The sequence below is a fragment of the Streptomyces sp. NPDC054786 genome (assembly GCF_053611685.1).
Genome location: NZ_JBSHAW010000025.1, coordinates 1 through 23597, shown reverse-complemented (window position 1 = coordinate 23597; position 23597 = coordinate 1). Strand labels below are relative to the sequence as shown.

Annotated in this window: 24 protein-coding genes; 6 read left to right on the top strand and 18 right to left on the bottom strand. The window is 72.2% G+C overall.

The features are described from left to right. Positions 1-107 precede the first annotated feature (107 nt). The 7 genes from recX to ACWGI6_RS21640 form a co-directional block, all read right to left on the bottom strand. Positions 108-764: a recombination regulator RecX gene (recX, locus tag ACWGI6_RS21670; protein WP_453269037.1), complete on the bottom strand. Its 657-nt coding sequence runs from the start codon at positions 762-764 to the stop codon at positions 108-110. 6 nt (positions 765-770) lie between these two features. Then, on the bottom strand, positions 771-1892 hold the full coding sequence (gene recA, locus ACWGI6_RS21665) for a recombinase RecA (RefSeq protein ID WP_453269036.1): 1122 nt from the start codon (positions 1890-1892) through the stop codon (positions 771-773). A 259-nt stretch (positions 1893-2151) separates the two neighbouring features. Further along, positions 2152-3423 (bottom strand): AI-2E family transporter, encoded by a 1272-nt coding sequence (locus tag ACWGI6_RS21660; RefSeq protein ID WP_453269035.1) that lies wholly within the window; start codon positions 3421-3423, stop codon positions 2152-2154. A gap of 116 nt (positions 3424-3539) precedes the next feature. Further along, complete coding sequence (locus ACWGI6_RS21655) at positions 3540-3734, bottom strand: DUF3046 domain-containing protein (RefSeq protein WP_393909281.1); 195 nt, start codon at positions 3732-3734, stop codon at positions 3540-3542. Between the two features lie 487 nt (positions 3735-4221). Continuing rightward, positions 4222-4392 carry a hypothetical protein gene (locus ACWGI6_RS21650; RefSeq protein ID WP_030081505.1) on the bottom strand — a complete coding sequence of 57 codons (171 nt, stop codon included), beginning with the start codon at positions 4390-4392 and terminating at the stop codon, positions 4222-4224. A gap of 322 nt (positions 4393-4714) precedes the next feature. Further along, positions 4715-4981: a DUF4190 domain-containing protein gene (locus ACWGI6_RS21645; protein WP_453269034.1), complete on the bottom strand. Its 267-nt coding sequence runs from the start codon at positions 4979-4981 to the stop codon at positions 4715-4717. Continuing rightward, positions 4978-5142: a hypothetical protein gene (locus ACWGI6_RS21640; protein ID WP_453269033.1), complete on the bottom strand. Its 165-nt coding sequence runs from the start codon at positions 5140-5142 to the stop codon at positions 4978-4980. Before ACWGI6_RS21640 ends, ACWGI6_RS21645 begins: the two co-directional genes overlap by 4 nt. A 475-nt stretch (positions 5143-5617) precedes the next feature. On the opposite strand from ACWGI6_RS21640, the gene ACWGI6_RS21635 reads away from it, so the two are divergent. Then, positions 5618-5938 (top strand): STAS domain-containing protein, encoded by a 321-nt coding sequence (locus ACWGI6_RS21635; protein WP_453269111.1) that lies wholly within the window; start codon positions 5618-5620, stop codon positions 5936-5938. 3 nt (positions 5939-5941) lie between these two features. Here ACWGI6_RS21635 and ACWGI6_RS21630 read toward each other — a convergent pair whose 3' ends face one another. The 8 genes from ACWGI6_RS21630 to ACWGI6_RS21595 all read right to left on the bottom strand — a co-directional run bounded on the left by ACWGI6_RS21630 (position 5942) and on the right by ACWGI6_RS21595 (position 12741). Further along, positions 5942-6415, bottom strand: coding sequence for a MarR family winged helix-turn-helix transcriptional regulator (locus tag ACWGI6_RS21630; RefSeq protein WP_453269032.1), 474 nt, complete (start codon positions 6413-6415; stop codon positions 5942-5944). Between the two features lie 168 nt (positions 6416-6583). After that, positions 6584-6994, bottom strand: coding sequence for an ATP-binding protein (locus tag ACWGI6_RS21625; RefSeq protein ID WP_453269031.1), 411 nt, complete (start codon positions 6992-6994; stop codon positions 6584-6586). Positions 6995-7204: 210 nt separating this feature from the next. Then, positions 7205-8521, bottom strand: a complete 1317-nt coding sequence (locus ACWGI6_RS21620; protein WP_453269030.1) for a PP2C family protein-serine/threonine phosphatase — start codon at positions 8519-8521, stop codon at positions 7205-7207. Next, a complete protein-coding gene (locus tag ACWGI6_RS21615; RefSeq protein ID WP_453269029.1) occupies positions 8518-9525 on the bottom strand; it encodes a SpoIIE family protein phosphatase in 1008 nt (335 codons plus the stop codon). The genes ACWGI6_RS21620 and ACWGI6_RS21615 overlap by 4 nt, the downstream gene beginning before the upstream one ends. Beyond that, positions 9522-9959 carry an anti-sigma regulatory factor gene (locus ACWGI6_RS21610; protein ID WP_453269110.1) on the bottom strand — a complete coding sequence of 146 codons (438 nt, stop codon included), beginning with the start codon at positions 9957-9959 and terminating at the stop codon, positions 9522-9524. The genes ACWGI6_RS21615 and ACWGI6_RS21610 overlap by 4 nt, the downstream gene beginning before the upstream one ends. 16 nt (positions 9960-9975) lie before the next feature. Then, positions 9976-10389, bottom strand: a complete 414-nt coding sequence (locus ACWGI6_RS21605; protein ID WP_393909273.1) for an STAS domain-containing protein — start codon at positions 10387-10389, stop codon at positions 9976-9978. After that, positions 10386-11264 (bottom strand): STAS domain-containing protein, encoded by an 879-nt coding sequence (locus ACWGI6_RS21600; RefSeq protein ID WP_453269028.1) that lies wholly within the window; start codon positions 11262-11264, stop codon positions 10386-10388. Before ACWGI6_RS21600 ends, ACWGI6_RS21605 begins: the two co-directional genes overlap by 4 nt. Before the next feature lie 310 nt (positions 11265-11574). Then, positions 11575-12741 (bottom strand): PP2C family protein-serine/threonine phosphatase, encoded by a 1167-nt coding sequence (locus ACWGI6_RS21595; protein WP_453269027.1) that lies wholly within the window; start codon positions 12739-12741, stop codon positions 11575-11577. Positions 12742-12821: 80 nt separating this feature from the next. On the opposite strand from ACWGI6_RS21595, the gene ACWGI6_RS21590 reads away from it, so the two are divergent. Both ACWGI6_RS21590 and ACWGI6_RS21585 read left to right on the top strand, forming a co-directional pair. Next, positions 12822-13331, top strand: coding sequence for a MarR family winged helix-turn-helix transcriptional regulator (locus tag ACWGI6_RS21590; protein ID WP_453269026.1), 510 nt, complete (start codon positions 12822-12824; stop codon positions 13329-13331). A 220-nt stretch (positions 13332-13551) separates the two neighbouring features. Then, on the top strand, positions 13552-14475 hold the full coding sequence (locus ACWGI6_RS21585) for a hypothetical protein (protein ID WP_453269025.1): 924 nt from the start codon (positions 13552-13554) through the stop codon (positions 14473-14475). A 3-nt stretch (positions 14476-14478) separates the two neighbouring features. On the opposite strand, the gene ACWGI6_RS21580 is transcribed toward ACWGI6_RS21585, so the two are convergent. Genes ACWGI6_RS21580 through ACWGI6_RS21570 form a run of 3 tightly spaced genes read right to left on the bottom strand, consistent with a single transcriptional unit; the run spans position 14479 to position 16593 of the window. After that, complete coding sequence (locus tag ACWGI6_RS21580; protein WP_393909268.1) at positions 14479-14787, bottom strand: AzlD domain-containing protein; 309 nt, start codon at positions 14785-14787, stop codon at positions 14479-14481. Continuing rightward, positions 14784-15629, bottom strand: coding sequence for an AzlC family ABC transporter permease (locus ACWGI6_RS21575; RefSeq protein ID WP_453269024.1), 846 nt, complete (start codon positions 15627-15629; stop codon positions 14784-14786). Before ACWGI6_RS21575 ends, ACWGI6_RS21580 begins: the two co-directional genes overlap by 4 nt. A gap of 10 nt (positions 15630-15639) precedes the next feature. Next, the gene (locus ACWGI6_RS21570; protein WP_453269023.1) at positions 15640-16593 is read right to left on the bottom strand and encodes an AraC family transcriptional regulator; all 954 of its coding nucleotides are present in this window, start codon (positions 16591-16593) and stop codon (positions 15640-15642) included. Positions 16594-16728: 135 nt separating this feature from the next. Here ACWGI6_RS21570 and ACWGI6_RS21565 point away from each other — a divergent pair, with 135 nt between their 5' ends. The 3 genes from ACWGI6_RS21565 to ACWGI6_RS21555 all read left to right on the top strand — a co-directional run bounded on the left by ACWGI6_RS21565 (position 16729) and on the right by ACWGI6_RS21555 (position 23290). Beyond that, positions 16729-21537, top strand: a complete 4809-nt coding sequence (locus ACWGI6_RS21565) for an Lhr family helicase (RefSeq protein ID WP_453269022.1) — start codon at positions 16729-16731, stop codon at positions 21535-21537. A 69-nt stretch (positions 21538-21606) separates the two neighbouring features. Then, a complete protein-coding gene (locus ACWGI6_RS21560) occupies positions 21607-22452 on the top strand; it encodes an Fpg/Nei family DNA glycosylase (protein WP_453269021.1) in 846 nt (281 codons plus the stop codon). Positions 22453-22513: 61 nt separating this feature from the next. Further along, complete coding sequence (locus ACWGI6_RS21555) at positions 22514-23290, top strand: SDR family NAD(P)-dependent oxidoreductase (protein ID WP_453269020.1); 777 nt, start codon at positions 22514-22516, stop codon at positions 23288-23290. Positions 23291-23597 lie beyond the last annotated feature (307 nt).

Here is a 23597-nt window from a genome sequence, read left to right as displayed (position 1 = left end):
GGCACCCCCGCGTCGCGCCGTCTGCCCCGTCATGCCCGGCTCCGCCTCCGCGGCGCCCGGACCTGCCCCTGTGGTGCCCTGATCTGTCCCTCGTAGCGCCGGCTTCCTCACGCGTCCGGCAGATAGTGCTGATCCAGAAGTTCCGGATCCTCGCCCTCCTCCTCCAGGGCCTGTTTGACGACCCGGAGGGCGAGGCCTTCCGGGTACCCCTTGCGGGCCAGCATTCCGGCCAGACGACGAAGGCGCTTTTCGCGGTCCAGGCCTCGGGTGGAGCGCAGTTTGCGGTCGACCAACTCGCGGGCGGTGGACTCCTCCTGTTCGGAGTCGAGGCGGCCGACGGCCACCTCGATGAGGGCGGAGTCCACACCCTTGGTGCGCAGTTCACGGGCCAGGGCGCGGCGGGCCAGGCCGCGCCCGTGGTGGCGGGACTCCACCCAGGCGTCGGCGAAGGCCGCGTCGTCGATCAGTCCGACGTCCTCGAAGCGGGAGAGCACCTCCTCCGCGGCCTCCTCGGGGATGCCCCGTTGGCGCAGGGCGTCCCCGAGCTGCTTGCGGGTACGCGGGTTCCCGGTGAGCAGGCGCAGGCAGATGGCCCGTGCCTGCTCCTCGGGCGTACGCGGTGGTCCCGACTCGGCCCTCGACGAGTCGGGACCACCGCTGTCCTCCCGGCCATGACGGCCCCTTCGGCCGTGACGGGTCTCGGCGTCGCCGGCAGCGCTGCTGGTGTCGTCCTCGCTGCCCGGCCATTCCGTTCGCCGCGTCATGGCGGGCTAGCTCTTGGCCGCGGCGGCCTTGGAACCCTTGGCGCCCTTGGCCGCCGGTGCCGGAGCTGCGACGGCCGGTTCGCCCGCCGCCACCGCGGCGTCCGCGCCGGGCTCCACCGCCGGATCCTGCGGCTTCACGCCGATGCCGAGCTTTTCCTTGATCTTCTTCTCGATCTCGTTGGCGAGGTCGGGGTTGTCCTTGAGGAAGTTGCGGGAGTTCTCCTTGCCCTGACCGAGCTGGTCGCCTTCGTAGGTGTACCAAGCGCCGGACTTGCGGATGAAGCCGTGCTCCACACCCATGTCGATCAGGCCGCCCTCGCGGCTGATGCCCTGGCCGTAGAGGATGTCGAACTCGGCCTGCTTGAAGGGCGGCGCGACCTTGTTCTTGACCACCTTGACGCGGGTGCGGTTGCCGACGGCGTCCGTGCCGTCCTTGAGGGTCTCGATACGGCGGATGTCGAGCCGCACCGAGGCGTAGAACTTCAGCGCGCGGCCACCGGTCGTGGTCTCCGGCGAGCCGAACATCACGCCGATCTTCTCGCGGAGCTGGTTGATGAAGATGGCGGTGGTCTTGGACTGGTTGAGCGCGCTGGTGATCTTGCGCAGGGCCTGGCTCATCAGCCGGGCCTGGAGGCCGACGTGGGAGTCGCCCATCTCGCCCTCGATCTCGGCCCGCGGCACCAGGGCGGCGACGGAGTCGATCACGATGAGGTCGAGCGCGCCGGAGCGGACCAGCATGTCCGTGATCTCCAGGGCCTGCTCGCCGTTGTCCGGCTGGGACAGGATCAGGGCGTCGGTGTCCACACCGAGCTTCTTGGCGTACTCGGGGTCGAGGGCGTGCTCGGCGTCGATGAACGCGACGGAGCCGCCGGCCTTCTGGGCGTTCGCGACGGCGTGCAGGGTCAGGGTCGTCTTGCCGGAGGACTCCGGGCCGTAGACCTCGACAACGCGGCCGCGGGGGATGCCGCCGACGCCGAGCGCGACGTCAAGCGCGGTGGAGCCGGTGGGGATGACCTCGATGGGTTCGTTCGGCCGCTCCCCCATGCGCATCACGGCGCCCTTGCCGAATTGCCGTTCAATCTGTGCGAGTGCGGCGTCCAGCGCCTTCTCGCGGTCGGTGCCTGCCATGGGTTCCACCCGATTTGCTTGAGTCGATCGCTTCACGTCCATGACGCTAACGCCTGCCACTGACAATGCGCCCGGACCCGGCTCCGACCTGTGGATAACTCAGCGCAATGCCCGAGGACACAGGCCGGATCTCCCATCAGAATGGATGTTCGATTTTGGTGTCAAGCGGTACCGCTCTCATGTCGCGGACGGGCTTACCGGGCCGGTCCTTCGCCCCCGCCTGCGCGCAGCGCCCCCCGGCCCTCCCGGCCCCGCGGGGTCAGCGGACGTTCTCGCCGTCCTCCTGGACGCCGCCGGCCTCCTGGACGCCGCCGGCCGCCTTCCGGTCCTCCAGCGGGGCCGACGGCTGCGCGTCGTGCAGGGTCCGCCGGACGCGGGCCAGCATCCTGGCACCGCGCCGGCGTCTGCCGAGGACCCGCGGGTCGTCGGTGACCTCGTACCGCTTGACGTACGCGCCGAGGAACGCCTGCAGCGTCGCCGTCGCCGGGATCGCGATCAGCGCGCCCACCGCGCCCATCAGGGCCGTACCGGCGACGACCGAGCCGAAGGCGACGGCGGGATGGATGTCCACGGTCTTGGCGGTGATCCGCGGCTGCAGGAGGTAGTTCTCGAACTGCTGGTAGATCACGACGAAGCCGAAGACCCACAGGGCGTACCAGGGGTCGACGGTGAACGCGATCAGGATGGGCAGTGCGCCCGCGAGGTAGGTGCCTATGGTCGGGATGAACTGGGAGACCAGACCCACCCACATGCCCAGTGCCGGGGCGTAGGGCACTTCCAGGATCTGCAGCAGGACGTAGTGCGCGACGCCGGAGATCAGCGCCATCAGGCCGCGGGAGTAGAGATACCCGCCGGTCTTGGCGACGGCGATCTCCCAGGCGCGCAGCACCTCCGTCTGGCGGTGCGGCGGGAGTACGGAGCACAGGGCGCGGCGCAGCCGGGGGCCGTCGGCGGCGAAGTAGAACGAGAACAGTGCCACCGTCAGAAGGTTGAACAGGCTTCCCAGCACCGTCGCGGAGACGGCCAGGACGTTGTTGGCGCTGTCCTGGACGTACTTCTGCAGCCAGTCGGACTTGAGCAGGTTGTTCTGCACCTCGACCCGCGAGAGGTGCGTGTGCAGGGTGCTGTTGATCCAGCTGATGACGGAGTCCAGATACTGCGGGAACTCCTTCACCATGTTGGCTATCTGGCCGGCGAGCATGGAGCCCAGGAGAGCGAAGAACCCGGCCGCGGCAACGAGGATGCTCACGAAGACCAGGCCCGTGGCCAGCCCGCGCCGCATGCCCCGGGCCGCCATCCAGTCGACGGCCGGTTCGACGGCCAGCGCGAGGAAGAACGCGATCAGCACATTCAGCAGCAGGGTGATCAGCTGGTGGAATCCCCAGGTGGCGAGCTGGAAACAGGCCACCAGAGCGAGCGCGAGCACCATGGCGCGCGGCAGCCAGCGCGGCATCCGCGCATCGGACCGGTCCTCGGACCCCTCCTCGGGGCGTGGGACGTCGTTGCTGGTGATCTCATCTGACTCGGGCACGGAGCCAAGTGTCGCGCACGGCTGCGACATCCCGGGCCCTGGCCCGTGCATCCGCCCGCGACGCACGGCCGCCGGACCCGTTTCCTCGCAGGTCAGAGCCCTGCTCCCGGTCCCGCTCAGCGCTTTTCGGGCGGTACGTCCATCACCGAGCAGACCACTCGCCACACCTCTTTGGCGCTCCACCCCGCGTCCAGCGCTTCATGAACGGTCCGGCCGCCGAGGTCCGCCATCACATGATCGCGCGCGAAGGACTCGGCATACGCCGCACCGAAGTGGTCCGCCATCCGCTGCCAGAAGATCGTCAACCGCATGAGTTCCGCTCCGTACCCGCTCTGACCTGTAAGTTTCCTGCCCGCACGCCCCCGCATGACCGTCCGGGGCCGGGGAGTGCGCCTTCCCCGTGGGATCAAGCATCCATGGCGGCGCGAGCTGCTGTGGCCCACCTCGCGCAGGACGCATGGGGACGTACGCAGAGTAAGGCCCGGGGCGGCAGGTCCGGGTCGCCAAGCAGGGAGACCGGGTCGCCAAGCGGGGAGACCTGGCCGGCAAGCAGAGGGAATCGACTTGTCCGGAGTGCGGATATCTCGGAAACGGCTGGGGCGGCCGGTGGGCGGAGCCATGAGGAATGGTCGCCTAATTCCCCAAGTGCCGACGCCAAAGAGCAGGACCTTTTCGAGCGCCCCGAATAACTCGGACGGATCTTTCCACGCCTCCGGGAGAGGCGCACTCACACACGGGTGGGGACCGGACACCGAGTTCCGGTCCCCACCCGCAAGATGAGGCTTGCCTGCCATAAATTCACCAGCGATACCACCGGCCACGCTTGCCACCGGCACCGGCGGAGCGCAGGACGAATCCCAGCAGCCACACGGCGAGCACGATGACCGCCACGACCCACAGGGCCTTCAATGCGAACCCGGCACCGAAGAGAATCAGTGCGAGAAGAAGTACGAGAAGCAGGGGAACCATAGTTATCAACCTCCGAGGCATCGTGTGCCCCGCGGAATTCCCACCAACCTCCTGAACTGATGCGTTTCTTAGCCGATTCCGTGGGCATCCGGGTGACTTTCCGCGGCAGGATCCATGGGGCGAGAGGTCTCCGCACAGCCTTTTCCGCGGTATCTGCCGTGGGTGCGATTCCCCTGAGGAATACGGGACTTGGCGTGGCATGAGCGAACGCAGGGGCCCGCGGCCGCCGCACGGTGTCCCGCCGGCCGCGGGCCACAGGCGCGGGGCCGCGGGCCCAGGCTCACCATGGGTCCGCGGCCCCGTGGTGAGCCGGAGACGTGCCCTAGAGGTGCCAGCTGATGGTCCCGCTGTGGGAGGACAGCACCACGAGCAGCACGATGTCGAGGGCCCCGAACGCCAGGCCCAGGTATGCGCGGAGGCGGCGGATGGTTCCCCGGTAGAGGGCCGCGGCGCCGAAGAGCAGCGCACACGGGCCGAGGACGATGTTGAACACCAGGACGCCCAGCAGACCGCAGACGAACGCGGCGATGGCCATGCGGTCGGCCTGGGGACGCGGTCCGGTCCTGACGGGGATCCGGGCGGACGTCATCGGCCGCCTCCCTTCGCCGCCCTACGGCGTTCTCTGGCGAAGAAGACCAGCAGCCAGGCCACGATGGCGAGAGAGGCGACGACGGTGACGGGTACGGGGACGTGCCCTGCGGTCCCCATCAGTACACCGAAGAGGAACAGCGCTACGACCAGGAAGAGCATGATGCACCTTTCCCATGTGTGGGACGGCAAGGAGGCGGCGAGCCCTCGCGGGCTCCCACTGCGTCTTTGCGGTGCCGCTCCGACCCGCGTACCCAGGCGGGCCGCTCCTCACCGGGTCCGTTCCGGACGATCGGCTGCGGGCCCCGGTGAGGACGGCTGGGGCAGTGGTGGTGCCGGGTGCGCCGCTGCCCCCGTCGCGGCGTGCCCGCCGCCGCGGCCCACTCGTCGGCGGCCACGCTCGTGGGTCCGACAGCGCGTAGCGGGTCCCGGGCCGCTTTTCGTTCCCACGCCGCGCCAGGCGCGGCCCTCTTGATCGGTGACGAGAAACAGATTGTTGCCTTACGGCGAATGTTGCAAACGAGCAACTATCGCTTCTATCCTTGGCGTGCCGTACCCCCAGGACACGTCCCCTCACGAAGCGTCAGCCCCTACAGCGAGGTTCATCGTGCTGTCCCAGCCCAACGGAGGCCGGCCCATACGTATCGACACGCGACAGGATCGGGGGGCCGTGATTCTCGCCGTCACGGGACCACTCGACCTGGACAACATCGCGCCGCTCGACGAGACGTTGCAGGAGGTGGGGCGGGACGGCACCGGCCCGGTCGTCATCGACCTGTCGGCCGTGACGTTCGCGGATTCCATCACGGTCAATGTCCTGATCCAGGCGTATGACGCGCTGGGCCCCGCGTTGCGGCTCGCAGCCCCCTCCGCCGTTCTGGAGCGGCTCTTCGCGCTCACCGGCCTCGACACGGTGCTGCCTCTGTACGGGTCCGTCGACACGGCTCTCGACGCCTGAGCGTCAGCTCCCTTCGGAACCGACGGCGGCGACGGCGACGGCCAGCTCTCCCAGCGCCGCGACCAGCGCACCTCGTTCATCCGCCGGCATCCGGCGCAGTACCGCGGCCATCCGGTCCACCCGGATCGCCCGGAAGCGCTCCAGGAACGCACTGCCTTCCGGGCTCAGTTGCAGCCCTATCGCACGCCGGTCGGTCGCCGTCGGGCGGCGGAGCAGCAGACCGACGGACTCCAGTGCGGCGCACACCCGGCTGGCGCGCGGCAAGCCCAGGCCCACGGCGGCGGCGATCGTGGTCAGGTTCCGCCCGGGACGGACCGAGACGACGGACAGCACTTTCAGGCCGTGCGGGGGAAGCCGCGGTTCCACCGGGGCGGCCGCTTCCCTCATCAGGGCGGTGATCGCCTCACCGGCGGTGGCCAGTTGTTCCGCGGCCTCGCGCAGTGGCTCCGTCGACGATTCGGCGCTGTGGCGTTGCATGGACGCATCCCGTTCCCACTGTCCGACGACAGGTGCGGTGCACTCTGCGGGCCGGGCCGGGGAACCCTCCGAGATCCCTCCGCAAGCGCACGCTCCCGTGTGGCCTGCCCGCTCCTCCCGAGATCACACAACCCCTCGCACGTCAACGACCCTGTGCCGGGGCCGCCTTCAGCGCGAGAGGGCGGCTTGCACGATCTTGCCGCCGCCGGGGCGGGGCCGAAGGGTGACCTCGCGGGCCAGAGTGCACACCATGGGCCAGCCGAACCCACCCTCGCGGCCGGTCAGATCGGGGCTGCGCCCCTCCGGCCAAGTGGGGCTGGGGTCCTCGACGAGGACCTGGATGCTCTCGTGATCCGCGGTGAGACGCAGTGCCGTGACGGCGCCCGCGTGACGCAGCGCGTTGGTGACCAGTTCGGACACCAGCAGGAGCAGGTTCTGCGTGGTGCGTGCGGTCGGCGCCGGATGGAGCAGGCCGGCGAAGCTCCTGGCGAAGTCGCGGGCGTCCGCCGCCGTCCCCGGACGGCAGACGTCCTGGGCCGGCTGGGATGAGGGGTCGTCAGTCGCAAGCGGTTGGTGCATAGGCTTTTTTCACCCCGGTCAGTGGTACTCCTCGTTCGGCTGGTGTGCAGGAGCCATCAGATGCTCGTGTGGCGTCTACCCAACGGAACCCCGGCGGAACGGGACAGTTGATGTGCCCTCGTGGCCGGTACCGTCCGGACGCGCCATGACCCCGGAGGGCGCCTGCGCCCGGCGCCCCGTGGGCAGGGGCGGACGGGGGCCGGCGGCCGGTCACCCGGTCGCGTCCGCCCCCGCCCGCGCGGCGTCCCGCCGGGCTCGGCGGACGGCGAGGGCAAGAGTGTCGTCGGAGTGCAGGATGACGGTGTGCATGTCGTCGGCGACGGCGCCGGGGATTTCGTCGACCGGCCGGCCGGCATGGGCCCGGGCGCTCTTGACGAGTCGCGCCTCGCCTTCGATGGGGTCTCGTCGGCTCTCGGTCAGACCGTCGGTGTAGAGCACCAGGAGGTCACCCTCGTGCAGCGTGTCCTCCAGCACCGACTCGCTCCCCGGCAGCGGGAACCCGATACCCCGGCCGCGGATCTCCAGGTAGTCGGAGGTCCCGTCGGCACGCAGCAGCAGGGCCGGCGGATGGCTGCCGTTGGCCAGGCGGAGTTCGCCGGTTTCGGGGTTGATACGGGCGAGCAGCACCGTCGCCATGATCTCCGGATCGAACGGGGCGAGGATGTCGTGGGTACGGGCCACGATGGATTCGAGCGGGTGGCCTTCGAGCGCCAGGGTGCGCACGGCATGGGTGACGTTGAGGGCGCTGCGGGTGCTGCGCACACCGTGTCCCAGCGCATCGACGACGGTGATGTGCACGGTGCCGTCGGGGAGGCAGAGCCAGTCGTAGAAGTCGCCCCCCGTGGGCGCATCGGTGTCGGCCGGCTCGTAGTGGACGGCGAACTCCAGGCCTTCGACGGTGATCGGCGAGGGACGTAGTGCGTCCTCCAGCTCACGCAGGATCTGGCCGTGGGCCCGTCGTAGTTGTTCGTCCCGCTCGTCCAGCTGGACGTAGAGGGCGAGCACGCCGCTGTTGGTCTCGGCGAGTTCGTCCTTGAGGCGGTGCAGTTCCGTGGTGAGGGTCTCCACCCGGGAGAGCGCGGCGGCGAGATCGCCTTCGAGCGCCGCGATCTGTGTCGCGTGCGCCTCGGCGGTCTCCGCCTCCGTCCGGTCCTGGACGGGTACGCCGCCGCGGGTGACGGGCGGGGAAGCGGGAGGTTCGGGCTCCGGTCCCTCGCCGAGGGGCAGGAGCCAGGCGAGACCGCCGTCGGGCGTGGCCCGACCCGGCAGCGGGAGGCGGGCCGTGCTCAGCGGCGCCGGCGGCTGTCCGGCGTACAGGGTGACGGCCAGCAGCGTGGTGCCGCCCGGGGCGGTCCGCTCGGCGGCGTCGAGGCGGACGGGACCGCCGGCACCCAGGGCGGCGCCGGCCGCCTCGGCCACGGAGCGCACCAGGCGCCCTCCGGTCCGGGAGGGAAGCCGGTGCGCCGCGCAGATCCGCCGTACGGCGCGGCGGAGGGACGGCAGGTCGTGGAAGGTGTGGGGGGTCACGAAAGTCTCTGGCTCGGACGGGCGGCGAGCACGGTCGCATCGTCGCGTGGGAGGCGGTGGTGGTGGACGAGGGACGCGACGAGCAGTGACGGGGGCAGGCGGTGCACAAAGGCCGAGGGCGCCTGGGCCCAGCGGTGATCGATGCCGTCGGAATGCAGCAGTACCGTGCCACCGGGCGGTACGGGGAAGGCCCGCACATGCGGTGGCGTCATGTTCAGTCCGGCGATCCCCGGCTGACCACTCAGGCGGTGACGCAGGTCGAGCGGGGTCAGCAGCAGGACGCGTACGTTGCCGACACCGCAGTACTCCGCCCGTCCGGGGTGCAGGCGCAGCAGGCCGACGGCCGCGCCGCGGGTGCGGCGAAGTGCCCGGTGGAGGCCGGTGAGGAGCTCGGGCAGTGGGCTGTCCGGCCCGCGGTGGAAGGACCGCAGAGCCACTTGGGCGGCCTCGGCGGCGTGCGGCCCGTGGCCGAGGCCGTCCACGACGAGTGCGGTGCGCGCGGGGCCGTGATCGACGATGGCGCATGCGTCGCCGCTGGTCTGTTCACGGTCCGCCGGTACGCAGAGGGCGCCTGCCTCCTGGTCGGCCGACGCCGTCTCGTCGGGCGCGGTGAGACGGGCGCAGACGAGGGTTCCGGCCCCGGGCTCTGTGCGGATGGTGAGGGTGGTGGCTATCCGTTTCACGGCTCCCAGACCGGCGCCGAGAGTGTTGTTGGTGGTGTAGCCGTCAGCGAGGCACTGCTGCAGTTCGCCGATGCCGGGCCCGTGGTCCGCGGCGACGATCTCCATGCCGCCGCCCAGGGGCAGGGGCTGGATGAACAGCGCCCCGTTGGCCGCGTGATTGGCCAGATTGCTGGCCAATTCCGAGGCGATGACCGCGGCCCGGTCCGGCAGCGCGCCCGGCAGCCGGCACTGCCCGGCGACCGACCGGGCTGTTTCGGCGGCCAGATGCACGGCGCTGTAGTGGTCCACGGCGATATGTGCCGTCGGCTGGGGGAGCGTCAACGACTCGCCCAACGCGCGGCGACGACGGTGGTGCCCTGCCCCGGAGCCGAGTGAAGTTCGAAGTCGTCCATCAGCCGCCGGGCGCCGCCCAGGCCGTGGCCGAGCCCCGCGCCGGTGGTGAAACCGTCGGTCAGCGCGGCGCCGACATCCGCGATGCCGGGCCCGTCGTCGGTGATCGTCAGACGGAGCCCCGCGGTTCCACGCGACATGAGGCAGTCGATGGTCACGGTGCCCCCTCCGCCGTGGATATAGGCGTTACGTGCCAGCTCACTGGCGGCGGTGACCACCCGCGTCTGGTCGACGATGCTGAAGCCGACCCGCACGGTGGCCGCCCGCACGGCGTGCCGGACGGTCAGCAGGTCTTCCTCGGTCCGCACCTGGTGCACCGACGTGTGGCACTCCGCGTCGGCGACGTGTCGAGCGGTCGTAGCCAGGCCCACCGCGTGGTCACTACTCCGTGCGGAACTCACGCAGGACCCCCTCGGAAGGCTGCCGGCTCTGATGCCAGCCCAGCGCGGCCATGCCTTGCTCGGCGTTGAGCGCCGTTTCCACCCCGGTCAGCTGCAGCCCCAGCTCGACCAGGGTGATGGCGACCGGCGGCCGCATCCCGGCAACGATCACCCGGGCACCCAGCAGCCGCGCCATGGTGGTCAGCTCCATCAAAGTACGGGCCACGAAGGAATCGACGATTTCCAGCCGGGAAATGTCGATGAGCACCCCCCGTGCGCGGTCGCTGGTGATGCGCGCGGTGAGCTCATCGGTGAACGCCACGGCTGTTTTGTCGTCGAGTTCGTTGAGGAGCCCGGTGACCAGGACGTCGCCCAGTCGCAGGATCGGCACGCCGGCCGATGCGGGGACGTTCACCGCTGTGCCAGGGGGGCGGAGTTGGACGGCGACGCGTCGGTGAGCTTCACGGCCTCTCCCAGGGCGTCCGCAAGGGTGGCCCGGGTCATGATCGTCGACAGATCGATGCCGAGCTGGGCGATCGTCTGGGCGATCGGCGGCCGGATTCCGCTGATGATGCAGTCCGCGCCCATGAGACGTACCGCATTGACCGTGTGCATCAGATGCTGGGCGACGGCGGTGTCGACGGTGGGCACACCGGTGATGTCGACGATGGTGACCAGCGCCTCGTGCTCCTGGATGGCCTGGAGCAGATTTTCCATCACCACCTGGGTGCGTGCGGTGTCGAGGGTGCCGATCAGAGGGACGGCCAGCACCTGACGCCACAGCCGGACGACCGGGGTGGAGACCTCCAGCAGCTGCTGGCTCTGCCGGCGGATGATTTCTTCCCGGCCCTCCACGAAGATCTCGAAGGAGAGGGCGCCGGCGCTGTCCAGCAGGCGGTTGATCAGCACCGCACTGTGGAAGAGGTCCTCCCCGTCGCGGGTGTGCCGCTGGACGGCCTTCAGCAGGGCCTCTTTCAGTGACATCACCGCCAGCGACGTCGCGGTGGGCGAGACCCCCCTGCGGGCACGTCGCAGGGAGATTTCGGAAACGGCTCGGTGTATCTCCTCGTGGGAACTGACCACGCGTTCCACCGGCAAGCCACGGTCCAGGCCGGAGAGCAGGGCGCTGACCAGGGCATCGGCTTCCTCACCCAGCTCGGCCTCGCTCACCTCCCCGTCCAGCGTCGGCTGCGCCAGCTGCAACTGCACCCAACGGTCCGAGATCTCATCGGCCTCTTCGCGCAGCACGCTCGTGACGCGCTCGCGTGCGGCAACCTCTGCAGATCCCAACTCATCGTCCTTTCGGTCCGGCGGGCCCGGGTGACTGCCTCGGGCCGGTTCGCCCTGCGGTTGCGGACGGGCCGGCCCGCACACCGTTAACAGTTGTCGCCCGGCAAATGTTAGCGAGCACGATCAAGGGCTGGTACCCGCGGGCCCGCTCTTCACCCACCGGCGGCCGCGCCCGGCCCGGCATCCGAATCCGTACGGTCGCCTCCCCGCGTCGCACCGGTCGCCGCATATCCAGGCACGACCGGCGGAAGGCCGGTACACCGCCGTCGGCCGTTGCCCCGGCGGAGAGGCCCACAATGATCTGCCTGCATCATCGACCGTCGCCGAACCAGTCAAGACAGAGCACCAAGGCGTCATCCAGGGACTCCGCATTACGGTATTCGGCCACGTCACGCAGGAGGGCACGCGGCACCATGGCCGCCGGCAGCAGACTCGTGGCGTGGATCGCCCGGGCGAGCGCCCGCTCGGCATACCTCTCCCCCGGTGGCGAGAACGTCTCGTACACCCCGTCGCTCACGAAGATCAGCCGATCCCCCGGCGCGACCGTGAACTCCTGTGGCACGTAATGGGACTCCTCGAACATGCCCAGGGGCAGCTGGGCATCGAGAGGGAGGCGCTCGACCGGCTTCCCTCGCCTCCGCCACATCTGCGGCGACCCCGCGTCGATGACTTCCGTCCGACCCGTCGCGAGTTCGATGCGCAACAGCAGCGTCGACACATGGGCCGCGCCCCGGTAGTGGTCGTAGACGGCCCGGTCGGCCAGTGCCGCCTGGTCCGCGAGGCCGACGCCGGCCCGGCGGGCGTTGCGCAGGGCGTTGACGGCAAGGTGGGTGAGGAGGGAGGCCTCGATGCCCTCCCCCATGCCGTTGGTGACGGTGAGCGTCAGCGCGTCGGCATCCAGGGCCCAGTCGAAGTTGTCACCGTGCACGGCGTAGGCGGGCTCCAGTTGAGCCCCGAGGGCGAGCCTCCCGTCGGCGTACGCCCGCGCGGGCAGCAGCTGCCACTGCATCTCCGCGGCCAGGGTGAGGCGACTGATCCGGCGCGCCCGCTGGTAGACGTCCGTGTCGCGCTCGGCGACGAGGATCTCGTGGCCGAGCAGGTCCGCCACGTACCGGAGATCGTCGAGCACTTCCGGTGTGGAGCGGTCGCCCGGGAGCCTGACCGTCAGAATGCCGATCCGGTCGCCACGCACCGTTACCGGAAGATGGTGGTCGATGGCGTCCCCGTGCGGCACCTGCTGCTCGCGGGGCTCCTGGCTCCCCAATGCCCGCCCCTCCGGGCTGCCGGAGATGGGCAGCGAGACCTCGTCGCCCCCCGAGGAGTCGCACGCCCTGAGCACGGTCCCGCCGTAGTCCGTCAGGAACAGCCGTACCGAGGTGGCCCGGTAGGCGGTGGCGAGGACGTCCCTCAGGGTGTCGACCAGCGCATGCGGTGCCGCGGCACGCAGCGCTGTTTCCACTTCGAGGCGTTGAGTCATGGTGTGGCGGACACCCTTCGTCCGGGGTCGAGGGCAGGGTCGGTCTGACAACAGGACGCACAGGGTGACAGAGTGTTCGTGTGTCCCGTTCCACCGGTCGGCCCCATTCCCACGAGCGCGCGAGCGCGGCGGCGCTTGCCACTTCGGAGCTGCTCGAGGTGTTGTGGGGACGCGGGCAGGAAGCGGCACACTCGGCGGAGGTCTCGCTCTCCCAGCTGCGCGCACTCCTGGTGATCGAGCAGCACGAAGGCACAAATCTGCGCACCCTGGCCGAAGCGCTCGGCTCGCGGCCACCGGCGGTCAGCAGGCTCTGCGACCGCCTGGAGGCGATGGGCCTGGCGGAACGGGGCCCCAGCGCGACCAGCCGGCGGGAGGTCGAGCTGCGGCTGAGCCTGCGCGGCCGGGTGCTGCTGGAGCAGTACCGCGCGGCACGCAGCCGGGAGGTCACGGCCACCCTTGACCGCATGGAACCCGCCGATGTCGCCCGCCTCGCGGCGGGACTTGAGGCGTTCCACGCGGCGTCCGCCCGGCTCGCGGCGGACCAGGACCGCGCGGCCTCCCGAGGCGGCAACGTCGCGGACAGCGCCTAGCGTCACCTCGGCCCCGCCTCTCTGTTGTGACGTCGCACCGCCGGGCGGCGGCCTGCGCGCAGCGGACCACCCGCGCGGTGCGTCCCGCGGCCTGCCGTTGACGAGACTTCGGCGTGCGCCGCCGCAAGATCCGTCAACCACATGCCTTCAGTATCCCGCCCTGGGGGGCAGCGGTGCGCGAGCCGGTCCCGCCGGGGGATTTCCGCCCTACGGTCAGCCCATGGCCGAAAACGTAAGTCCTCCTTCGACCCCTCTGGCGCGTGCCGAGCGCTTCGTCTGGCTGACGGCGCGGGTGCTCGAACAGCGGCTTTTCGCGTTCCACTTCCTCGGCAGCGGGGCCGACCCGGTCGAGACCGCGCTCGCCGCGTACCGCAATGACGACGACGGCTTCGGCCACGCCCTGGAGCCCGATCTTCGCGGCCCGGTCAGCCAGCCGCTGCACACCGCCCACGCCCTGAAGGTCCTCGATCTGATCGGGCGCTGCGACGGCCGCCAGGTGGAAAGGATCTGCCGCTATCTGACGAAGATCTCCACCCCTCAGGGCGCGCTGCCTGCGATGACCCCCTCACAGCGCGGCTATCCGGCCGCCCCCTGGATCCCGGTGGTCGACGACCCGCCGAGCGCACTACTGGCCACTGGTCCCGTGGTGGGGGTGCTGCACCGCAACGAGGTCTGGCACGCCTGGCTGTTCCGGGCCACCGACTACTGCTGGGCGGCCGTGGAGTCACTGACGCAGACCCATCCGTACGAGGTCGAGGCGGCGGTGGCCTTCCTGGACGGCGCCCCGGACCGGCCGCGGGCCGCCGCGGCGGCGCAGCGGCTCGGCCGGCTCGTCCGGGACCGGCAACTGGTGCTGCTGGATCCGGAGCGGGCCGCGGACGTCCCGGTGGCGCAGGGGTACGCCCCCGGCGAACATCACCTGGCGTACGACTTCGCCGCCGCGCCCGGCTCGCTCGCCCGCGACTGGTTCACCGACGAGGAGATGGACCGGGCGCTGGACCATCTCGCCGCGCTCCAGGAGGAGGACGGCGGCTGGCCGGTCAACTGGCGGGTGTGGGCACCCGGGACCGCGCTGGAGAGCCGCCCGATGGTGACGCTCAAGGCACTGCTGACCCTACGGGCGTACGGGCGCCGCCTCGTCTGAGTGTCATCCTCCCAGGGCCCTCACCCCTGCCGTGACGACCACCGCGACGCCGACGACCAGCAGGAACGGCGCCCGCAGCACGAGCGCGACGGCCGCGGCGGCCACCCCCGCGGCCTTGGCGTCGAGCATCAGGTGCCGGCCGTCGCTGAAGGTCTGCTGGGCGGTGAGCGCGGCCAGCAGGGCGACCGGCAGCAGTGCGGCCAGCCGCTTGACGAGCGGGCGCTCCAGTACACCGGCGGGCGCCGAGAGGCCGAGGTACTTGACCAGGTAGCAGCCGACAGCGGTGACGGCGATCGCGATCCAGACGGTCATGCCCGGTCCTCCTCGATGGCGTTGCGGAGTTCCGCGGTCCCGTCCTGGGAGGCGGGCGGCCCGGCGGCAGCGGCCCGGCCGGTGCCGGGCCGCGCCGTCCCCGGAACCTGCGCCGCCCGCTCCCGTCGCCCCTGCACGACGAGGACGGCGGGTGCGGCGAGCGCGGCGACCAGCACGGGCACGCCGGTGGGCAGCAGGGGCAGCGTGACCATGACCAGCACCACGGCGAGGCCGGCCGCGACCCGCTCGACGGTGTCCTTGAGCATCGGCGCGAGCAGCGCCAGGAAGACCGCGGGCCCGGCCGCGTCCAGCCGCCAGGCGGCGGTGTCGCCGAGCGCCCCGGCGCCCAGGGCGCCGACGAGGGTGGTGAGGTTCCACAGGACGTAGAGGGTCAGCCCCGTGACGGTGAAGCCCAGCCGGGCGCTGCGCCGGTCGGGCTGGGCCAGCGTGACGGCGGAGGTCTCGTCGATGACCCAGTGGGCGGCGAAGGGCTTGACCCGCGCCCGGTAGCCGAGGACGGCGGACAGCCGCAGCCCGTAGAAGGCGTTGCGGGCGCCCAGGAAGAAGGCGCCGGCCGCGGCGGTGAGCGGGTTGCCGCCCGCCGCCAGCGCGCCGACCAGGGCGAACTGCGAGGCTCCGGTGAACACCAGCAGGCTCAGTGCACAGGTCTGCAGCAGGCTGAGCCCGGCGCCGGCCGAGGTCACTCCGAAGGCGAATCCGGAGAGGCCGACGGCGACGCCGACGCCGAGTGCGTCCCTGATGACGGCGGAGTCGGGTTTCGCGGGCGGTGCCGCCGGCGCGGCGGCCCGCTCCGTGGTGCGTATCTCTGTCTGTTCTGCCACACCCCGGACCTTAGGAGCCCGCGGCCTCGTTGGTCTTGTACGTTCTTGCGCCGTGCGGCCCGGCGGGATCCGAAAGACCTGTCCGGGCCGAGCGCTCCCTGCGGTACGCGCCGGGCGGCACACCGACGATCCGGGTGAAGTGCCGGTTCAGGTGTGGCTGGTCGGTGAAGCCGACGGCGACGGCCGCCTCGGCGGGTGTGCTGCCCGTTTCCAGGAGCCTGCGGGCCCGGCGTACCCGGGCGTCGGTGAGCCAGGTGTGCGGTGGCATGCCGTAGGCGCCGCGGAAGGCCCGCAGCAGCGGAAACCCGCCGGTCCCGAGCTCCTGCGCCAGCTTCTCCAGGGACGGCGGATCGGCCATCCGCTCCTCCAGGACGGTCCGGGCGCGGGCGGCGGTCCGGGCGCCCGCGCTGCGGGGCGTACGCGCCAGGAGCGGGCCTCCGTAGCGGCGCAGCAGCCGGGCGACGACGATCCGCAGCAGGCTGTCGGCCGCGAGGGCGTTGCCGGCTTCGGCGGCCCGGTGGATCTCGGTGATCAGATGGCCGAGGTGCGGGTCCTCGGCAACCGTCTCGTCGAATCCCGCGGTCCCGCGCAGCTCCGTGGTCTCCCCGGCTATCTCGGCGACGACCTCGGAGGACGGGTAGAGCGTGGCGTAGGTCCAGCCCTCGGGCACACCCGCCCGCGCGGTGTGCGCCACCTCCGGGTTGAGCATGATGATGCCGCCGTGACCGGCCCGGACGGTGCCCTGCCGGAGCCCCACCTCCTCGACGCCCGAGGTGACCGCGCAGAGGACATAGCCGTCGTGCGCATGGCGGGGGAAGGAGTGGCGGACGTAACGGGCGCGCAGCAGATCGAGGCCGGGCAGCCCGGCGTAGCGCCAGTGGCGCGCCCACTCACCGCCGGCCCGCGGCGTGGCGCCCGCACCGGGCACGCCGTCGGCCGCGCTCTGTCCACCGACCGTGACCATGCCCCCATTCTGCGTCCGCCGGACGGCCGCCGGCCCGCACGTCCGCTGCGTGGACGGCCGGGAATCCCCGGCCCGCGGCCTGCGGCGCAGCACGCGGCGTCCGCGTTGTCAGTGGTCCGGTGCACGATGGAGGACATGGCTACGGCAGCGCTCGACTCCTTCTCCCCCGCGACCCGCGGATGGTTCGCCGGGGCGTTCAGCGCGCCCACCGCCGCGCAGGAGGGGGCCTGGCGGGCGATCGGCGCGGGCTCGGACGTCCTGGTGGTGGCGCCGACGGGCTCCGGCAAGACCCTCGCCGCCTTCCTCGCGTCCCTGGACGCGCTGGCGAGCACTCCCCCGCCCGCCGAGCCGAAGAAGCGCTGCCGGGTGCTGTACGTCTCTCCGATGAAGGCGCTGGCCGTCGACGTCGAGCGCAACCTGCGCAGTCCGCTGACGGGCATCCGGCAGGAGTCGGTCCGTCTCGGGCAGCCTGAGCCGGACATCAAGGTCGCCATCCGCTCCGGGGACACCTCGCCCGCCGAGCGCCGCTCGATCGCCAACCGCCCGCCGGACATCCTGATCACGACCCCCGAGTCGCTGTTCCTGATGCTGACGTCCTCGGCCCGGGAGGCACTGGCGGGCGTCGAGACGGTGATCGTGGACGAGGTCCACGCCGTGGCCGGCACGAAGCGCGGTGCGCATCTGGCGCTGTCCCTGGAGCGGCTGGACGAGCTCCTGGACCGCCCGGCCCGCCGGATCGGGCTGTCCGCGACGGTGCGGCCGGTGGAGGAGGTGGCGCGCTATCTGTCGCCGCGGCGCCGGGTGGAGATCGTCCAGCCGCCGTCGGGGAAGCGCTTCGACCTCTCGGTGGTCGTCCCGGTGGAGGACATGGGCGAGCTGGGCGGCTCGCCGGTCCAGGAGGGCGACACCGGCGAGAAGCCGTCCATCTGGCCGCAGGTCGAGGAGAAGATCGCCGATCTCGTCCAGGCTCATCGCTCCACGATCGTCTTCGCCAACTCCCGCCGGCTGGCGGAGCGGCTGTGCAACCGACTCAACGAGATCGCCTACGAACGCTCCCTGGGCGCCGAACCCGATCCGGGCGGATCCGTCGCGGAGCTGCCCGAGCACCACTCCCCCGCGGAGCTGATGGGCGGGTCCGGGGCCGCCAAGGGCGCCCCTGCGCTGCTGGCCCGCGCCCACCACGGCTCCGTCTCGAAGGAGCAACGCGCCCAGGTGGAGGAGGACTTGAAGGCGGGCCGGCTGCCGGCCGTGGTCGCCACCTCCAGTCTGGAGCTGGGCATCGACATGGGCGCGGTCGACCTGGTCATCCAGGTGGAGTCGCCGCCGTCGGTCGCCTCCGGGCTGCAGCGGGTCGGCCGGGCCGGGCATCAGGTCGGCGCGGTCTCGACGGGCGTCGTCTTCCCCAAGTACCGCGGCGATCTGGTGCAGGCCGCCGTGGTCACCGAGCGGATGCGCTCGGGCGCCATCGAGGCGCTGCGGGTGCCGGCCAATCCGCTGGACGTCCTCGCCCAGCAGCTCGTCGCCATGTCCGCGATGGACACCTGGGACGTCGAGGAGCTGCTGGCCGTCGTCCGGCGGGCCGCCCCGTTCGCCGGGCTTCCCGAGTCGGCGTTCACGGCCGTGCTGGACATGCTCGCCGGCCGCTACCCCTCCGACGCCTTCGCCGAGCTGCGCCCGCGCCTGGTGTGGGACCGCGTCGCGCACACCGTCACGGGCCGCCCCGGCGCCCAGCGGCTGGCCGTCACCTCCGGCGGCACGATCCCCGACCGCGGCCTGTTCGGGGTGTTCCTGGCGGGCGGCGACTCCGGCAAGGGCGGCGGTGGCCGCCGGGTGGGCGAGCTCGACGAGGAGATGGTCTACGAGTCCCGCGTCGGCGATGTCTTCACCCTCGGCACGACGTCCTGGCGCATCGAGGACATCACCCGCGACCGGGTGCTGGTCACCCCCGCCCCCGGCGTACCCGGACGGCTGCCCTTCTGGAAGGGCGACCAGCTGGGCCGCCCCCTCGAACTGGGCCGCGCGCTGGGCGCGTTCCTCCGCGAGCTCGGCGCGCTCGGTCCGGAGGACGCCCGGTCCCGGCTGTCCGCCGCCGGGCTGGACGACTGGGCGGCGTCCAATGTGCTGAGCTACCTCGCCGAGCAGAAGCAGGCCTGCGGCCATGTCCCCGATGACCGCACGATCGTCGTGGAGCGGTTCCGGGACGAGCTCGGCGACTGGCGGGTGGTCATCCACTCCCCCTTCGGCGCCCAGGTCCACGCCCCGTGGGCGCTGGCCCTCGGCGCCCGTCTCGCCGAGCGCTACGGCATGGACGCCCAGGTGATGCATGCCGACGACGGCATTGTGCTGCGGCTGCCCGACGCCGATCTGATGGGCCTCGACCTCCTGGACGGCGACGGCGATTTCGACCCGGCCGCCGATCCGGGCCTGGGCGCCCGCGGCACGGAGTACGACCCCGAGCAGTCCCCCGTGGGGGCGGCCGATGTCGCCTTCGAGCACGGCGAGGTCGACCAGATCGTCACGGACCAGGTCGGCGGGTCCGCGCTGTTCGCCTCCCGGTTCCGGGAGTGCGCCGCCCGTGCCCTGCTGCTGCCGCGGCGCAGCCCCGGCAAGCGCACCCCGCTGTGGCAGCAGCGTCAGCGCGCCGCCCAGCTCCTCCAGGTGGCGAGCGAGTTCGGCTCGTTCCCGATCGTGCTGGAAGCCGTCCGCGAATGCCTTCAGGACGTCTTCGACGTACCGGGTCTGACGGAGCTGATGGGGGACATCGAGGCCCGCCGGGTCCGCCTCGTGGAGGTCACCACCCCCGAGGCGTCCCCGTTCGCCCGCTCGCTGCTGTTCGGCTATGTCGCCCAGTTCCTGTACGAGGGCGACTCCCCGCTCGCCGAGCGCCGCGCCGCCGCCCTCTCCCTGGACTCCCGGCTGCTGGCCGAGCTGCTGGGCCAGGCCGAGCTGCGCGAGCTGCTGGATGCCGAGGTGCTGGCCGAGCTGGAGCGGGAGCTGCAGTGGCGCACGGACGACCGGCGGGTCAAGGACGTCGAGGGCGTCGCCGACGTGCTGCGGCTGCTGGGGCCGCTGACCGACGCCGAACTGGTCGAGCGCGGCGCGGATCCGGCCTGGCCCAGGGAGCTGGCCGCCACCCGCCGTGCCCTCTCGGTGCGCATCGCCGGCACCGATCACTGGGTCGCCGTCGAGGACGCCGGCCGGCTCCGCGACGCCCTGGGCACGGCGCTGCCGGTCGGCGTCCCGGAGTCGTTCACGGAACCGGTCAAGGACCCGCTGGGCGATCTGCTGTCCCGCTACGCCCGCACCCACGGCCCCTTCACCTCCGAGCAGGCGGCCGCCCGCTTCGGCCTCGGCACGGCCGTCACCGACGGCGCCCTGCATCTCCTCGCCGCGGCCGGCCGGGTCGTCCAAGGGGAGTTCCACCCCGCGGGCATCGGCCAGGAGTGGTGCGACGCCCAGGTGTTGCGCAGGCTGCGCCGCCGCTCGCTCGCCGCGCTGCGCGAGGAGCTGGAGCCGGTGCCGCCCGCCGCGCTCGCCGCCTTCCTCCCCCAGTGGCAGCACATCAGCGCCCCCCGGCCGGCTCCGCCGAGCGGGGTGCCGGCACCGCTCGGCGGTTCGTCGCACAGCCTGCGCGGTATCGACGGTCTGGTGCGCGCCATCGAGCAGCTCCAGGGCGCCCCCGTGCCCGCCTCCGCCCTGGAGAAGCTGGTGCTGCCCTCCCGGGTCGGCGGCTACACCCCCGCCCTGCTCGACGAACTCACCACCACCGGCGAGGTGTTGTGGGCCGGCGCCGGTGCGCTCCCCGGCAAGGACGGCTGGGTTTCCCTCCATCTCGCCGACTCCGCCCCGCTCCTGCTCCCGCAGCCGCTCCCACTGGAGTTGACCGCGCTGCACGAGTCCTTGCTGACCGCCCTCGCCCCCGGATACGGCCTCTTCTTCCGCCAGCTCGCCGACCAGGTCCGCGCCACCACCCACCCCGATGCCACCGACCTCCAACTGGCCAACGCCCTGTGGGACCTGGCCTGGTCGGGCCGGCTGACCAATGACACCCTGGCCCCGCTGCGCGCCCTCCTCGGCTCGGGCCGTACGGCCGGCTCGACCGCCCACCGCGCCCGCCGGACCGTCCCCCGCGGCAGATACGGCACGCTGACCGCGGCGGCCACGGGCCGCAGCGGCCGCCCCACCGCCTCCCGCTCCGGCCCGCCGACCGTGGGCGGCCGCTGGTCACTGCTGCCCGCCGCCGAGCCGGACCCCACCCATCGCGCCCACGCCCTGGCCCGAACACTCCTGGACCGGCACGGCATCGTCACCCGCGGCGCGGTCGCCGCCGAGGGCGTCGAGGGCGGGTTCTCCGCCGCATACCGCGTACTGGCCGCCTTCGAGGAGTCCGGGCAGGCCCGCCGCGGCTATGTGGTGGAGGGGCTGGGCGCCGCCCAGTTCGCGATGGACGGCGCGGTGGACCGGCTGCGCGCGGTCAGCACCCAGCGGGAGCGCACCACCGATGACGCCCTGCCGGACGGCGGCCCGGCACAGTCCCGGCGCGGCGGTCCGCAGCGCGCCGTCGTCCTGGCCGCCGCCGACCCGGCGAATGCCTACGGCGCCGCCCTGTCCTGGCCCGAGCCGCCCGAGGGCTCGACCCACAAACCCGGCCGCAAGGCGGGCTCCCTCGTCGTCCTCGTCGACGGCGAACTGACGCTCTACATGGAGCGCGGCGGCAAGACCCTGCTCATCTGGCCGCTCGGCCACGACCCGGCTCCGGCGCCCATGGACGCCCGTCTCCAGCTGGCCGTCGAGGCGCTCACGGATGCCGCCCGCGCCGGCGCCCTGGGCACCATCACCACCGAACGCATCAACGGCACCTCCGCGCTCACCTCCCCCTACGCCACCACCCTGGAGTCCGCCGGCTTCCACCCGACCCCGAGGGGGCTGCGGCTGCGGGGGTGACGGGAGGCGGCGACCGGCCCCCGGCGCCAGGGGTCCCGCCCGCGCCCACCCGCCCGGCATGATGGTGACATGCCCGAAGGTGACACCGTCTGGCGCGTGGCCCAGCGGCTCCGCGAAGCACTGGCCGGCCGCCCGCTGACCCGCTGCGACCTGCGGGTCCCCCGGCTCGCGACGGTGGATCTGACCGGCCGCGAGGTGCTGGACGTGGTGCCCCGCGGCAAGCACCTCCTCACCCGCTTCGAGGGCGGCCTCACCCTGCACTCCCATCTGCGGATGGACGGCGCATGGAAGATCTACGCCCCCGCCGAGCGCTGGCGCGGCGGCCCCGCCCACCAGATCAGGGCGATCCTCGGCACCGCGGACCACACCGCGGTCGGCTACCGCCTCCCCGTGCTCGATCTGCTGCGCACCACCGACGAGTCCCGGGTCGTCGGCCACCTGGGCCCCGATCTCCTCGGCCCCGACTGGGACCCGGCACAGGCCCTCGGCCGGCTGCTCTCCGCCCCGGAGCGGCCCCTCGCCGAGGCCCTGCTCGACCAGCGCAATCTCGCCGGCATCGGCAATGTCTACAAGTCCGAGCTGTGCTTTCTGCTGCGCGCCTCCCCCTGGCTCCCTGTTGGACGGCTGCCCCATCCGGAGCGCATGCCCGCACTCGCCAAGAAGCTCCTGGAAGCCAACAAGCACCGCCCTGCCCGTACCACCACCCCCTGGGGGCACCGCCCACGCCCGTTGGAGGGCAGCGGCGGAGCCCGCCCCGACCGCCGGCTGTGGGTCTACGGCCGGGCCGGCCGCCCCTGTCTGCGCTGCGGTACCGGGATCCGCACCGCCGACCAGGACCCCGCCGCCGAGGAACGCGTCACGTACTGGTGCCCCGCCTGCCAGCCCGACCGGCCGGACGCCCGGCCCGCCGACTGAGCCCCCTCGCATTCCGCCGCACCAATTGACGCCCCGTCAGCTAGCTCCTTACCCTCGCCCCATGCCCTTCACGGCGTACGACCTCACGGGCCGCACCGCGATCGTCACCGGAGCGGCGAGCGGTATCGGCCGCGCCACCGCCGCCCTCCTCGCCGAGGCCGGGGCCACCGTGCACTGCGCGGACCTCGACGATCAGGGCGTCGAGGCGACCACGGCGGCGATCACCGCGGCGGGCGGCTCGGCGCACGCCCACCACCTCGATGTCACCCGGCGCGACGAGATCGCCGCCGTCGTCGATGCCGCCCGCAGCACCACCGGCCGCCTCGATGTGATGGCGAACATCGCCGGGATCATGTACTCCTGCGCCGTCCTGGAGACCGAGGACGCGGATCTGGACCGGGTGTGGAACACCAACTTCAAGGGCGTGCTGTACGGCTGCCAGGAGGCGGCCCGCGCCATGATCGCCACCGCCACCCCTGGCTCCCTGGTGAACATGGCTTCCGGCGCGATCGACACCGGCGCGCCCGGCCTGCTCTGCTACGGCGCCGCGAAGGCCGCCGTCGTCCAGCTCACCAAGACCCTGGCCACGGAGGTCGGCCGGCACGGCATCCGCGTCAACGCCGTCGCCCCGGGCTGGATCCGTACGGCCATGACCGAGCGCCACACCGCGGAGGCGCAGCAGCAGGCAGAGGGACCGATGATCCGGATGTCACCGCTGGGGAGGGTGGGAGAGCCGGAGGACATCGCTCACACCGTGCTGCATCTGGCATCGGACGCCTCGTCCTTCATGACCGGCCAGATCCTCCGCCCGAACGGCGGCGTCGCCATGCCTTGGTGAGCACCGCCCCACACGCCCCCCGTACCCCGCGAAACCCCCGCACCGCCCGGACCACGGCACGACGGCAGCCGCCGCCGGTGCGGTCCGTCCGCGGAACACAGTGCACCGGCAGCAGGCTGAGCCCCCAGCCGCCCAGTGCCACGACCCCCTCGACCACCCCCGCCGACTGCGGCCACACCACCAGCCGGACCGCGGCCCACCACCACAGAACCCCGACGACGGCCCCGGATATCCAGCGCCCCGGTACGGCCCGGGGACGCCGATCGGCCCAGCCGCGGCCCGGGGGCCGGCCGGCCGGCCCCCGGGC